Below are 14541 nucleotides of genomic sequence, written 5' to 3'. Positions count from 1 at the left end.
ATAGCCCAGGCTAAAGATAGTTCCGATTAAAAATAGGTCATCAACATGAAAGCATTAAGTAAGTTAAAGCCTGAAGAAGGCATTTGGATGGTCGAAGCACCAAAACCAGAAATGGGTCACAATGACCTGTTAATTAAAATTCGTAAAACGGCTATCTGTGGTACTGACGTCCATATCTACAACTGGGATGAATGGTCACAAAAAACTATCCCTGTACCTATGATTGCCGGCCATGAATATGTCGGCGAAGTCGTCGATGTGGGCCAGGAAGTTCGTGGGTTCAGTATTGGTGACCGCGTATCTGGAGAAGGTCACATCACCTGTGGTCATTGCCGCAACTGTCGTGCTGGCCGTACTCACTTATGCCGTAACACTTCAGGTGTTGGGGTTAACCGTGATGGCGCATTTGCCGAATACTTAGTGCTGCCTGCTTTTAACGCCTTCAAGATCCCTGCTGATATTTCAGATGATTTAGCCGCTATATTCGATCCATTTGGTAACGCCGTCCATACCGCGTTATCGTTTGATTTAGTCGGCGAAGACGTATTGATTACCGGTGCAGGCCCTATTGGTATTATGGCTGCGGCAGTGTGTAAACACGTCGGCGCACGTCATGTGGTGATTACTGATGTGAACGAATACCGACTTGATCTTGCTAGAAAAATGGGTGCAACCCGCGCCGTCAACGTCGCCAACGAAAACCTTAACGATGTCATCAAAGAACTTGGCATGACAGAAGGCTTTGACGTGGGTTTAGAAATGTCAGGTGTGCCATCGGCATTCCACGCAATGTTAGACACCATGAACCACGGCGGTAAAATTGCCATGCTCGGTATTCCTGGCGGCGAGATGGCCATTGATTGGAGTAAAGTCATTTTTAAAGGCTTGCTCATCAAAGGCATTTATGGCCGTGAAATGTTTGAAACTTGGTACAAAATGGCCAGTTTAATCCAATCAGGTTTAGACTTGTCCCCTATCATCACTCATCATTTTAGTGTCGATGATTTCCAGCAAGGCTTTGATGCGATGCGCTCAGGTCAGTCTGGAAAGGTTATCTTGAGCTGGGATTAAACGTTAATATCTGAGTTACCCACACCAACAAGGGGTTGTATTTATACAACCCCTTGTTGCAAACTAAACCAAGTCCAATCGCTATTCGTATACTTTATAGGTTATGTCATGTCAGGTTTTAAACATTTGTCTATTAATGAGCTTATCCATATGTCCACGGAATCTAACGACGTACAAGTTGTTGATATTCGTGATGCGGCCAGTTTTGCCGCCGGTCATATTGAAGGTTCAACCCATTTAACTAATGAAAATTTAGCTCAATTCACTAGCAGTGCTGATATGGATAGACCTTTGGTCGTCGTTTGTTATCACGGCATGAGCAGCCAAAGTGCCGCTAACTACTTAAATGAGCAAGGTTTTGATGATGTTTACAGCCTAGATGGCGGTTTCAGTGCTTGGAGCTTAGCGAACTCATGATAGAAATTGGCCAACTCGCGAATGCACGTGCTGCACAAGCATTTATTGATTACCTCAAGGGGTTAAATATTCAATGTCATGCCGTGGCTCATGCTCAGGGTGTTAGCCTAGAGATTAATAACCCAGCTGATGAAAACCGAGCCCGCGCCGAGTTAATTGAGTTTGCTAAAAACCCATACGACAGTAAGTATTTACAGGCATCTTGGGATAACGGCGCTACCAATACTAAATTTGACTATGGCCCGGGAACAAAAGGCTTAATTCAACAGTTTATGAAAGGTGCTGGCCCGCTGACGTTAATCTGCTTTTTTGTTTGTGTTGCCATTTTCGCTGGCATGAACCTTGGTTTTGCCAATGCTATCTTTACTCAGTTATCTTTTTTCGGCGCCGTTGCGGACAGTGGTTTAAACCAAGTTTGGCGAGTGTTTACGCCAAGCCTAATGCACTTTTCTGCTATGCATATCATCTTTAATATACTGTGGTGGTGGTACTTAGGCGGTAAAATTGAAACCAATTTGGGTACTCGACCACTACTGTTTTTATTAGTTGCAGCGGGCACTTTGCCTAATATTGTGCAGTTTTACATGACAGGACCTAATTTTGGTGGGCTGTCTGGCGTCGTTTATGCTGTGGTGGGTTACACTTGGTTAATGGGTATTCGCAAACCCAGCTGTGGTATTAGCTTACCGCAATCTTATATGATTTTTATGCTCATTTGGTTAGTCTTGGGCTTTACTGATGTGCTTGGAATGCCAATTGCAAATGGTGCCCACATTGCGGGGCTCTGTGTCGGGTTAGCTCAGGCATTATTTGATAGCAGAAAATCACAACAAGCTAAAACCAGCTAATCACCACTAATAGCGCCACCTTAGGTGGCACTTTTTTTGACATTAATGGGCTCATATAAACCGTGCTTTTCAACGCCAATCGTTAAGCCATTTCGAGTACTTTATTGACCAGTTTCTCAATACCAATATGTGCCTCTAATATCGATGTCGCTAACATATACCCTGGCGTACTGACTATTTTATTCACTTCATCAACAACAATATCTTCAACTTGCACGTCTTTATGCTTACCGCCCATTTCATTGAATGCATGAGCCGTCTCTGAATCTGTGCCAATGGTGCCAACAGCTCCTTTGCCGTAAATGTTAGGGATCATCACAGGTGAAATACACACAAAACCAACAGGCTTGTGTGCCAAAGAAAACTCACGAATAAAGTTCTCTACAATAGGCTGAATATGACAATTACTGCCAGTAGTTGCAAAGTTGGATAAATTTTTAGCGGCACCAAAACCACCGGGAATAACCAAACCATCAAATTGACTGATCTCTAAGGTGCTGGCATTGAGTACTTCACCACGAGCAATTCGTGCAGACTCTACTAACACATTACGGGTTTCGTCTGTGTTGACCTCACCCGTTAGATGATTCACCACATGCATTTGAGTCATGTCCGGAGCAAAACATTGATATTGTGCTCCCGCTCGCGTTATCGCCAGCAAGGTTAATACGGCTTCATGAATCTCAGTTCCATCAAACACCCCACAGCCACTCAACAACACAGCAATTTTTTTCATGACATCCTCCTTCAACTTTTAAGTGATAATGTAAATATTACAACAAAAAAACAACAAAATGATTGATCTGATTAAAAATCGTGCTAACTTGGACCGTCGAATTTAGTAGATGAGCTTTTTGTAACCATAAAACATCACTAAATTCTATTGTGACTTAACTGACATCAATAAAAAAGTCCACAAATTAGTAATATTTATGAGAATTAATATTTAGCTCACAAAAATAAAAATAAACGCCTTAATTCAACTAGTTACAGATTTCATTTCAAGTCGTAGGAAAATCTATCCAGTAAGGTTGATTAATTCACTCACAGACTTATCCACAGGCTGTGAATCTTTGTCGCGCCTAATAGTTTGCTTTTCTCTATAAAATTACCCACAAAACCTCACTGGATACGCCACTGGTCAGACGTTACGGTCATTGAGCACTATCTTGGGTAAATAACTGACAATCTCACAAGCATCTTGAGGTGCTGTGGGTATAATGTCATCCTATTAGTCTCGCAAAATACTGAACACGAATATTAATTATGCCAACGATTCCCAATAATCCGCTCATCCTCGTTGATGGATCATCTTATCTTTATCGCGCTTATTATTCGCCGCCTCATTTAACCAATTCCAAAGGTGAAGCGACAGGCGCGGTTTATGGTGTCATTAATATGCTTCGCAGTTTATTAAGCCGCTACAGCCCAAGTCATATCGCGGTGGTGTTTGATGCCAAAGGCAAAACCTTCCGCAACGATATGTACGACGAATATAAAGCCCAGCGTCCACCGATGCCTGATGATCTGCGCACTCAAATAGAACCCTTGCACAAAATCATTCACGCGATGGGTTTACCACTGATCAGCATTTCGGGTGTCGAAGCCGACGATGTGATCGGTACCATTGCGCTTCAAGCGAGTAAAGAAGGCCGAGCGACGTTAATCAGTACCGGCGATAAAGATATGGCGCAACTCGTCAATGAGCATGTGACGTTAATCAATACCATGACAGACACCATTATGGGGCCCGAAGAGGTCAAGACGAAATACGGTGTTAACCCAGATAGAATAATCGACTTCTTAGCACTCATGGGCGACAAATCTGACAATATTCCGGGCTTACCTGGTGTCGGCGAAAAAACCGCTTTAGCCATGCTCATCGGAGCAGGCAGTGTTGCCCAGCTATTAGCCGATCCTCACAGTGTTGTCGACATGGGTTTTCGAGGCTCGAAAACCATGCCGGCTAAAATTATCGACAATGCCGATATGCTAAGGCTGTCTTACGAGCTAGCCACCATCAAAACAGATGTCAAACTCGAACAAGACTGGCATGAGCTCAATGTTAAACCACAAGATCGAGATGAACTGATTAAATGCTTTGGTGAAATGGAGTTCAAGCGTTGGTTAGCTGAAGTATTAGATAACAAGCAACCTCGCGGCACTGTTAGCGACGCTAGCGATGAAGAAATTGCCGTATCGCCAACCATTGAAGCTGAGTATGAAACGATTCTGACTATGGAAGCGCTCGATAAATGGATCGAACAGCTCAACAGCGCCGACCTTATTGCGATTGATACTGAAACCACTAGTCTCAATTACATGGAAGCAGAACTTGTCGGTTTATCATTTGCTACCGAAGCAGGTAAAGCGGCCTATTTACCGTTAGCTCATGATTACCTTGACGCGCCGCAGCAAATCGATAAAGCCAGTGCACTTGAAAAGCTGCGCCCAATTCTTGAAAGTGACACTCTCCAAAAAGTCGGTCAAAACCTAAAATATGATATGAGTATTTTAGCCAATGCAGGCATTACTCTCAAAGGTGTACGCTTTGATACCATGCTCGAATCCTATGTGTTTAATTCAGTCGCATCACGTCACGACATGGACGGTTTAGCATTAAAATATCTTGGTCATAAAAATATTAGTTTTGAAGAAGTCGCAGGTAAAGGCGCAAAAAAACTGACCTTTAACCAAGTTAATTTAGATATAGCAGGCCCTTATGCCGCCGAAGATGCTGATATTACCCTGCGTTTACATCAACATCTATGGCCAAGACTTGAAAAAGAACCTGAACTCGCCAGTGTATTTAATGAGTTAGAACTGCCATTAATTCAAGTATTGTCAGACGTCGAGCGCCAAGGTGTATTAATCGACTCAATGTTACTTAGCCAGCAAAGTGGTGAGTTGGCCAAAAAGCTTGATGAACTGGAAATTAAAGCCTACGAAATAGCAGAAGAGAAGTTTAATTTAGCTTCACCCAAGCAGCTGCAAACGCTCTTTTTTGAAAAACTAGGTTACCCAGTCAAAAAGAAAACGCCTAAGGGTGCACCATCAACAGCTGAAGAAGTGTTAGTTGAACTGGCACTAGACTACCCTTTACCTAAAATCATCCTTGAGCATCGCAGCCTAGCAAAACTAAAGAGCACCTATACCGATAAACTGCCGCTAATGGTTAACGCTATCACGGGTCGTGTTCATACCAGTTACCACCAAGCTAATGCTGCGACTGGCCGTTTGTCATCGAGTGAACCCAACTTACAGAATATTCCCATTCGCACCGAAGAAGGTCGCCGTATTCGTCAAGCCTTTATCGCTCCTGCGGGTCGTAAGATTTTAGCAGCCGATTATTCGCAAATTGAACTGCGGATCATGGCGCATTTATCCCAAGATGCAGGCTTATTAGCGGCTTTTGCTGCAAACAAAGATATCCACAAAGCCACTGCAGCTGAAGTGTTTGGAATACATTTTGAAGAAGTGACCACAGAACAACGTCGCCGCGCCAAAGCGGTTAACTTTGGCTTAATTTATGGTATGTCTGCATTTGGTTTAGGCAAACAACTGGATATTCCACGTAACGAAGCACAAACGTATATCGACACTTATTTTGCTCGCTACCCAGGTGTGCTTAAATACATGGAAGAAACGCGAGCCATCGCTGCTGAATTGGGTTATGTGTCAACATTATTCGGACGTCGTTTATACTTACCAGAAATCCGCGATCGAAACGCATTACGTCGTCAAGCTGCTGAACGCGCAGCGATTAATGCGCCCATGCAAGGTACTGCCGCAGATATCATCAAAAAAGCCATGATATCGATTCACCATTGGATCAATACCAGCACACAAGGTGAAATCACCTTAATCATGCAAGTGCACGATGAATTAGTGTTTGAGGTTGATGAGGCGCAAGCTGAAACGCTCAAAACAAAAGTGTGCGATTTAATGGCTCAAGCGGCGTCATTGGACGTGACCTTATTAGCTGAGGCAGGCATTGGCGACAACTGGGGTGAAGCCCACTAGTTATTGAGGGTCACTAGCTGGCTCGTATCAGCAAAGGCTGCTAGACCATTCAAACAGGTTTAACGATTATGCCACCTCACTGACGGTGGCATTTTTATGCTTCATTTTTTTAGAAAGTAATTTGTTAAAAAGTAATCCCTCCTAAAATAGACGATAAAGCCTCGATCATAAAAGACATATCCATCTGTTAGAAAGTGTTACCCCACCTTATTTGCTATCAGTTCAATCAGTGGATGGCGATGAACAAGCAATTGATGGACCTCAAATCAGAGTTCAAATCTGTCTAAAACCGGTGCTAAAATCCGACAAGTATTTGCGGACTACCGAAAAAACTCAATCTGTATAACATTCCAAGCCGTTATGGTTAACAAAACAGCAATGTTTTGGGTCTAAAATCACACTATTATATGTCTTTATGAAAAACAGTTTTTTATTTTCAGGTTAATAGGCTATTATAATTGTCGTAGGGTACAGAGGTTAAGATGTTCAATCTTTCAAACCTTTATTTCACTAGCAATAGTGACTAGCCAAATTCGGCGCCCCAGCAATTTAGGTTGCTGGGGCTTTTTTTGATTTTTTTTCGAGCTAAAAAATATTTAGAGCAAATACTTTAACTGTCGTTAGAGATCGGTTATTATATTGCTATTGAGCGTCATCAAATTGAGTTGATGGCACTTGAGTCTTGTTGAATTTAGCTTCTCCCCAAAAGAGCTAATTTATTTGTACCGATGGCCGTTTGGTTATCGGTTTTTTTTGCCTAAAAATCAAGAACCCTATACCAAAGACGAAAAAAAGCCGACATGTGTGTCGGCTCTTAGTGCTTGCTGGCAATCGATTAACCGCTCAATGGTTACTCGGGTTCTTGCTCAGCCTTCTCCTCAGCTAACCATTCAGGATGACACCAATCATTTAAAATGCTCAGCACCTTAGGTTTACCGGTGCCTTTCAATGACGACAAGGTCTCCACTTGCACCTTATCACCAAAATCCTTTAGGGCTGAACGCACCTCATTGATGGTTTTCATTTTGGTACTCTGGGTTAACTTATCAGACTTAGTTAACAAAGCTAATACCGGAATATTACTCAATACTGCCCATTCAATCATCTGCATATCAAGATCTTTCAATGGATGACGAATATCCATCAATACCACCAAACCACTTAAACAAGCACGTTTTTGTAAATACTCACCAAGCGCCTGTTGCCATTTATTTTTTAATGCTAAAGGGACTTGCGCAAAACCATAGCCCGGTAAATCGACCAAGCGACGATCATCATCCAACTGAAAAACGTTAATCAATTGGGTTCGACCTGGTGTTTTACTGGTTCGAGCTAAACCTTTTTGCTCCGTTAGTGCATTTAACGCACTGGACTTACCGGCATTAGAACGCCCAGCAAACGCAATCTCAACCCCGATATCCCCAGGAAGATACTGATCTAAATGCGCAATATCTGGCGCACTGATTAAAAACTTAGCCCTACGGAAATCGATACGAGATTCAGTCACTCTTCACTCCAATTAAATTACTTCTAGTAACGCGTTACCATAAATTTTTAACAATTGCTTACTTTTGCACATTTTCGTGTAAAATATTAGCTTGATCACATTATATACCCAAGCAATGCTGATGTGTGTGATGTAGTCATAAATGATTTTGCTCTAACCGAACAAAATAAACTGCATAAAAAGCACTTGGAAAATCATTTTACCACGCTTGCGGGTCTTCCTAGTAAGCTCAGGACAATAAATTAACTAGAAGTTGGAACGCCATGAAAAAGTTAGCTCTTGCGCTGTCTGTAGTCGCCGCTATGTCATCACCAGTTATGGCTGAAGGTAATGCTGAAGTAGGCAAAACTAAAGCAATCGTATGTTCTGCCTGTCACGGTGCTGACGGCAATAGCATGATTGATATGTATCCTAAATTAGCAGGCCAACACCCTGCCTATCTTGAAAAACAATTAACAGAGTTTCGATTAGCGGCCAAAACAGGTGGCGCAGAGGGTCGTATGAACCCCATTATGATCGGTTTTGCAATGGGACTCAGCGATGAAGACATTGCTGACATTTCAGCATTCTTTGCTAGCCAAGTACAAGTTGTTGCCGAGGTTGCCGATGTACCTACTGCAGGCGAGAAACTGTATAAAGGTGGTGATGCCGCCCGCGGTATTACCGCCTGTGTTGCTTGTCATGGACCTGAAGGTCAAGGCGCCGCTGCTGCAGGTTTCCCTGTGGTGGGTGGTCAACATGCTAACTATATCAACATTCAGCTAACACAATTCCGTGATGGGATCCGTCATAACGATTTAAATGGCATGATGCAAGATGTCGCGAAAAAGCTGTCTGATGCTGATATCGAAGCATTATCTAAATATATTTCAAGTATTAAGCATTAATACTACTGAATATTAGCTAATAAAAAATGGGCTTTCGAGCTCATTTTTTACCCCCTAAAGTTGACGTTGACGTAAACTTCATCGATTATTACTTGACAGTGTTCACACTTTTAGCGTTAAATACACCCCGTACCGAGATGAACCCATCTGTTTGTAACATAAAACTAATAACATCAAGCAGGTTTCGGACTGATACATTTAAGATATAAGAATAAAGTTAATTTATAATAATAATAATTTAAGACCGCTCACTAATAATAACAACATGAGTCGATATTTCATTTTGAAATACAGGTCGTAAAATTTGTAAGGAATAGACCGATTGGTCGACATGCTATTTAGCACTGCCTTACACAACAGAGTGACTGATAACCCAGAGCATTATTTGAAGGATTCAAATAATGGCATACAAAGCTTATTGCTGAGGATGCATCCACTGGAGGCTTTATCGCTCGAAGGTACAAAGTAACAAGGATGGTTAACTCTTGTCATTGAAGACAATTAGGATAATGATGCGTCATTGAAGACCATCTACGGAAACTGTAGTCAGGACGGCAACAGAATATAAAAAGTGTTATGGATGACCAATAACAACTAGAAACGGCATGGAAAGCAGAAGAAATAAAGATCTGACCGGGATAGTCACATAGCAAGTAAGGATACTTGGAATCAGAATAAAGTGCGTTAGGCACTCTTTTACGAGGTGGCAGTTATACTGCCACCTTTTTTTATGCCCAAAATAACCTCAATATTGACTTGATTTAAAATACTTACTTTTAATTAGCCGCATTCGCTATATAATCGTTTATTAAGTCAATACTTAGGCACTGCTGTATTTGATGAACGTATGTCCGCTTTGTAATCATGGTGCTCATTTTTTTGTTCAAGACAAAAAAAGAGCTTTCTACAGCTGCGAACGGTGTGGTTTAGTTTTTGCTAACCCAAAATCACATCTAATGCCTGATCTTGAACGTCAGCGTTACGGTCGTGCACAAACGTCATCGAAACAGAAACCATTATCGCAATTTATACTGCCACTGCTTGAGCAAATATCTCAGCAACAGACAGGTGTATTAACGGGCCTGAATTTTGGCCGCTTACTTGATGAACAAAGTAAGCAATCCATCGCAGACGCCGGTCATCTTGTTAATCAATACGACCCGTTTTTTGCTGCTGATCAGTCGGTACTGAAACAGCGCTATGATTTTGTATGCTGTTATCGAGTATTTGAGCACTTTCGTCACCCTCACCGAGAATGGATGTTGCTTAGTCAATTAATTAAACCCGGTGGCTGGTTAGCAATAAGTACCCCTTTATTGACCGATAAAGACCACTTTGCTAAATGGCATTACAAAAACAATCCAACTCATGTAAGCTTTTATCAGCACTCGACATTCGAATATTTAGCATTAAATAGTGATTTTGAGCTATTATTTGCATCGAAAGCTCTAGTTTTGATGCAAAAATCATCAAAATCTGATATAAAGCGCATCCTTATTTAGTGTCTTGCAGAAATTGCTCTGCAAGAACGTGTTTAGAAAACCTAACGAGAACATTATGGCTCGCAGCAAAAAAACTCGCAAAGGCGGCGAAAACGGCGCTAAGTTTGCCCCAAGAGAGAAAAAAGTCGATCGCAATGCGGTGGATGGTAAAAAATCTGAAACAGGCCGTAAATCAGGCAGCCGTCATAATGAAACTTTACTTAAACAAGCATCAGATAGCGCAACAGTTAAGAGTAAAGATGCACGCCATGGCAGTAAAAAGCCGGTAGCATTAACATTACCGACATCAATTACCAAGCCGTTAGTGGTTAAGCCTAAACAGCCTAAACTGAACGATGAGCAACAGTTATTGAAACTTGAAGAAGACCCAAGACTAAATCAATTGCTTGACCAACTTGAAGAAGGTCGCGATTTATCTGACACGGATCAAAAGTGGTTGAACAATCAATTAGACAAGATTGAGCAACTGATGTTAAGTTTAGGCCTTACTGAAGGTGATGATACGCCAACGGCCAGCCCTAAAAAGCAACTGAGCGACGATGAATTATTAAATCGTTTTGAATCAGGTGCTGATCTGCTCAAAGATTATCAACACAAAGATTAATCTGCTCGATGACAGTAATACCAAGCTATTTCTTGGTTTGATATAAAAAAACTGGCGCATCTTGCGCCAGTTTTGTATTCAGAAAAGGATAAATTGTGTCAACAACCGCCATCGTTATTGCTTTGCTCATTATTGTTGCCCTTGCAGCCTACGCAACACACTTACTGTTAACGCTTAAACGTCAAACACAAGCTAATCAGCAGGCATCATCAGAGCGTAAGGCTAAAGCTGACGAGCGTAGACAACAAATACTTACTGATATCCGCTACATAGCAGCGGCGATGTTAGAAGATCGCTGTGAACTGTCTGAAGGCGTTGTGCGCATAGGCAAATTATTTGATGTCTTATCACTGTCAGAACAAGTTGCGCCTGACTTCCCTAACCTATTTATCCATTATGACCTCATTAGAAACCATCCCATCATGGAAGCGCGTCAAGCCTTACCTAAACAACAACGAATGAAGTTTGATTTTGAGCGGATGAAATCAGAAGCAGAATTAGAACAAGTCATCCTAGAAGAAGCCAAATCCATTGCTAAGTTTGATAAACCGACCACTCACTAGCACTTTTCAACCGATTAGATCACCTCAACCCGGGATGATAAACCGTTATTGCAGCGCTATTGATCCTCTAACGGCGTCGCACTCACCATCGCCCAAGCTATTGACGTGTACATTTGCCTTGTTAGCAAACCAAACAGCAAGTTTGAAATAAAATACAGAACATATTCATACGCTTATCGATTAATCCTATCTACTATCCTCGGTTGAGCTTAAGCGTCAAATTAGCACGATGATAGGTTATGCTGAGATCACATAAGCTAACGGGGCACATCATGAAGGTATAACAAACCTATATTAGATGTGTTTATTGTCCGATTAATATCAACCCCTTAGATAATGCACAGTAACAACAAGAAGCTTAATAAAGCTCAATAATTGGGATCACATTATGTTTAGTTCACTTTGCTCTGGGTTACTCAAAATACTTGGTTGGAAATTAGATGGTCAACTTGATAAAACCAAACCCTGCGTCATCATTGTTGGCCCGCATACCAGTAATTGGGATTTCATTATTGGCATTATCGCCCGCAGCGCCTTAGGAACTAAAATACACTTTTTGGGTAAGCATCAGCTCTTTATTCCGCCTTGGGGATGGTTATTTCGCGCCATGGGTGGTAGCCCCGTTGATAGACGTAAATATAATAGCTTAGTCGATGGCGTGGTACTGTTATTCCAACAAGATCCACTTTATAAACTGGCCTTAGCACCAGAAGGTACACGCAGCCCAGTAACCCGTTGGAAAAGTGGCTTTTACCATATTGCAGCCAAAGCGGATGTTGATATTGTGCCAATCGGATTAGATTTCGGCCGCAAAGCGATTGTGATCGCCAAGCCCTTAAGACCGACAGGAGATATTGAACGAGAAATAAATCAGTTAATGGATTTCTATCGTTCAATCAAAGGATGTCATCCCAAAAAGATCCCCAATTATCAACAAAGCAGTGACGTTAAAAAATAACTACAATTCAATATAATCATCTGTGAGTGCTAAGAATAAAGAAAAATAACACGCTGCGGTGCGCTACAAGACACTTTCTAAACTCTCAGAAGCTAACACGTAGCTGCCAGTGCGACCTGAGGTCGTATGAAGCGCTGTTCACCGCGATAAGAGTGAACCATCTGTATCACCAGATGCCCCTAAGACTCTGAATAAAGCAGCGAGTCTGACAATGTAACGAAATTCGGTTTTATACCGAATGGGAACAAAATCGTGAGAGGACGTTCCTCCTGATAACCACAATCGGGTAAGTGCTAGGGTGTCAGTACGATGAACATAAGTGAATCCATATAAGGTGCGTTATACGTGAATCAGCGGAAGTGGTTAATACGCTGTGGCCAAAAAGGCACGAGAGTTGGAAAGAGATTGGGCAGTGCTCTTTCGTGATCAAATAACTCTCCGCACTAGAGTGGGCATCTAACCTGACGTTGCGCGACATACGGAACAGGGTAAGCCTGTATCACTCCCTTTGGGGAAAGTGACCTGTGAAGGCTACCGATAGTAATGCAGGTAAAGGAGGCTAGAAAAAGCGAATGCCGCATTGTAATAATGCGGATACTGATTTTATCTGGCGCGAAAGCGAGCTGACTTCTAGCTGGTCTCCCGTTGCAAGATGATTTGAAGAACTTTATTTAAGGATAAACGCAAATGATGGCTTCAAACGAAGTTAGTGCATCTCCTGACAATGCTCAATGGCAATCCATTAACTGGAGAGTGGTTAAGCAACATGTATTAAAGCTTCAAATGCGCATTGCAAAAGCAACCCGAGAAGGTAAACACGGCAAGGCGAAAGCGTTGCAGTGGATACTCACCCACTCTACATCAGCAAAATTGCTTGCTGTTAAAAGAGTTTCTCAAAATAAAGGCAGCAAAACACCAGGAATTGACGGCATCATTTGGAACAGTGATGCTCGTTGTATGACTGCGGTCAATCAACTGAGTCGAAAAGGCTATCATGCCAAACCGCTCAGGCGTATCTACATCCCCAAGAAAAACGGCAAACTCAGACCTTTAGGCATTCCCTGCATGATAGACAGAGCGCAGCAAGCGCTTCATCTTCTCGCTTTGGAGCCTATTTCGGAAACGGTAGCCGACCTTAATAGCTATGGCTTTCGACCTAATCGAAGCGCAGCAGATGCAATTGCACAGTGCTTCAAATGTTTATGTATGAAGCGCTCTAGCCAATGGGTTCTTGAGGGTGACATCAAAGCCTGTTTCGATAAGATTGGTCATCAATGGCTTATCGACAACATTCAATTAGATAAACGAATGCTGAAACAATGGCTTGGATGTGGTTATATTGATAAAGGATTGTTCTATAAAACAGCTGAAGGAACACCACAAGGTGGGATCATATCGCCTACGCTTATGTTGCTCACGCTGGCTGGGTTAGAACAGTTGGTTAAGTCTATTGCCCGTAAAACAGGGAATAGAGTCAACTTTATCGGATACGCAGACGATTTTGTCATCACAGGTTCTTCGCAAGAAGTCCTAGTTAATGAAATCAAGCCGCAACTCATTGGCTTTCTACAGGAAAGGGGCTTAACACTCTCTGATGAGAAAACACACATTACTCATATCAATGATGGTTTTGACTTTCTGGGATTCAATATCAGGAAGTACAACGGCAAACTGCTCATTAAACCGAGCAAGAGCAACGTTCTGTCATTTCTGAGCAACTTACGTGAATTCATCAGAAAACATCCAACAATACCCGTTAACGATTTAATCAAAATACTGAATCCGAAACTGAGGGGGTGGGCGAACTATTATCGCCATTGTGTTGCTAAGCAAGTTTTCGGTTATGTAGGCCATCAACTTTTCTGGTTGTTATGGCGTTGGGCAGTTAGGCGTCATCCGTCTAAAAGTAAAGACTGGGTGAGGCGTAAATATTATTTGGATGGTAAGGGACAGTGGCAATTTCATGGTTGGCAGAAAATAGCGAACATGGATTGTCGGTTTAACCTTGTCCAAATAGCTCAAACGCTAATACAAAGACATGTGAAAATCAGGAGTGCAGCGACACCTTACGACCCCGAATATGCAGCTTACTTAGGTACGCGCAAGCGGGCAAAGGAAGGTAGAAACTCATGGTTCGAACCCGTCTTGGCTGCGATATAGG

Annotated in this window: 12 protein-coding genes; 10 read left to right on the top strand and 2 right to left on the bottom strand. The window is 42.2% G+C overall.

The features are described 5' to 3' along the window. The first annotated feature begins 45 nt into the window (after positions 1 to 45). The 3 genes from tdh to glpG all read left to right on the top strand — a co-directional run bounded on the left by tdh (position 46) and on the right by glpG (position 2336). Positions 46 to 1071 carry an L-threonine 3-dehydrogenase gene (tdh, locus tag AAEY93_RS06040; RefSeq protein ID WP_124012850.1) on the top strand — a complete coding sequence of 342 codons (1026 nt, stop codon included), beginning with the start codon at positions 46 to 48 and terminating at the stop codon, positions 1069 to 1071. Positions 1072 to 1179: 108 nt separating this feature from the next. After that, the gene (glpE, locus tag AAEY93_RS06035; protein ID WP_101033353.1) at positions 1180 to 1488 is read left to right on the top strand and encodes a thiosulfate sulfurtransferase GlpE; all 309 of its coding nucleotides are present in this window, start codon (positions 1180 to 1182) and stop codon (positions 1486 to 1488) included. After that, a complete protein-coding gene (glpG, locus tag AAEY93_RS06030; RefSeq protein ID WP_124012851.1) occupies positions 1485 to 2336 on the top strand; it encodes a rhomboid family intramembrane serine protease GlpG in 852 nt (283 codons plus the stop codon). Before glpE ends, glpG begins: the two co-directional genes overlap by 4 nt. Before the next feature lie 82 nt (positions 2337 to 2418). On the opposite strand, the gene elbB is transcribed toward glpG, so the two are convergent. Further along, positions 2419 to 3072 (bottom strand): isoprenoid biosynthesis glyoxalase ElbB, encoded by a 654-nt coding sequence (gene elbB / locus AAEY93_RS06025; RefSeq protein WP_124012852.1) that lies wholly within the window; start codon positions 3070 to 3072, stop codon positions 2419 to 2421. 530 nt (positions 3073 to 3602) lie between these two features. Between elbB and polA the strand changes: the two genes are divergently transcribed. Next, positions 3603 to 6359: a DNA polymerase I gene (gene polA, locus AAEY93_RS06020; protein WP_124012853.1), complete on the top strand. Its 2757-nt coding sequence runs from the start codon at positions 3603 to 3605 to the stop codon at positions 6357 to 6359. Between the two features lie 850 nt (positions 6360 to 7209). Here polA and yihA read toward each other — a convergent pair. Then, positions 7210 to 7866, bottom strand: coding sequence for a ribosome biogenesis GTP-binding protein YihA/YsxC (yihA, locus tag AAEY93_RS06015; protein ID WP_101033357.1), 657 nt, complete (start codon positions 7864 to 7866; stop codon positions 7210 to 7212). 263 nt (positions 7867 to 8129) lie between these two features. On the opposite strand from yihA, the gene AAEY93_RS06010 reads away from it, so the two are divergent. The 6 genes from AAEY93_RS06010 (at position 8130) to ltrA (ending at position 14540) form a co-directional block, all read left to right on the top strand. Continuing rightward, positions 8130 to 8753, top strand: a complete 624-nt coding sequence (locus AAEY93_RS06010) for a c-type cytochrome (protein ID WP_124012854.1) — start codon at positions 8130 to 8132, stop codon at positions 8751 to 8753. An 839-nt stretch (positions 8754 to 9592) separates the two neighbouring features. Continuing rightward, positions 9593 to 10255: a methyltransferase domain-containing protein gene (locus AAEY93_RS06005; protein ID WP_124012855.1), complete on the top strand. Its 663-nt coding sequence runs from the start codon at positions 9593 to 9595 to the stop codon at positions 10253 to 10255. A 55-nt stretch (positions 10256 to 10310) separates the two neighbouring features. After that, positions 10311 to 10859: a Der GTPase-activating protein YihI gene (gene yihI / locus AAEY93_RS06000; RefSeq protein WP_124012856.1), complete on the top strand. Its 549-nt coding sequence runs from the start codon at positions 10311 to 10313 to the stop codon at positions 10857 to 10859. A 95-nt stretch (positions 10860 to 10954) separates the two neighbouring features. Continuing rightward, positions 10955 to 11422: a DUF2489 domain-containing protein gene (locus AAEY93_RS05995; protein ID WP_124012857.1), complete on the top strand. Its 468-nt coding sequence runs from the start codon at positions 10955 to 10957 to the stop codon at positions 11420 to 11422. Positions 11423 to 11810: 388 nt separating this feature from the next. Further along, positions 11811 to 12380 (top strand): lysophospholipid acyltransferase family protein, encoded by a 570-nt coding sequence (locus AAEY93_RS05990; protein ID WP_101033362.1) that lies wholly within the window; start codon positions 11811 to 11813, stop codon positions 12378 to 12380. 687 nt (positions 12381 to 13067) lie between these two features. Next, positions 13068 to 14540 (top strand): group II intron reverse transcriptase/maturase, encoded by a 1473-nt coding sequence (ltrA, locus tag AAEY93_RS05985; protein WP_124012858.1) that lies wholly within the window; start codon positions 13068 to 13070, stop codon positions 14538 to 14540. Position 14541: the final 1 nt, after the last annotated feature.

Origin of the sequence: Shewanella sp. CAL98-MNA-CIBAN-0140, assembly GCF_040309905.1 — a bacterium.
Classification (GTDB): domain Bacteria; phylum Pseudomonadota; class Gammaproteobacteria; order Enterobacterales; family Shewanellaceae; genus Shewanella; species Shewanella psychromarinicola.
This window is presented reverse-complemented; position numbering and strand designations above follow the sequence as displayed.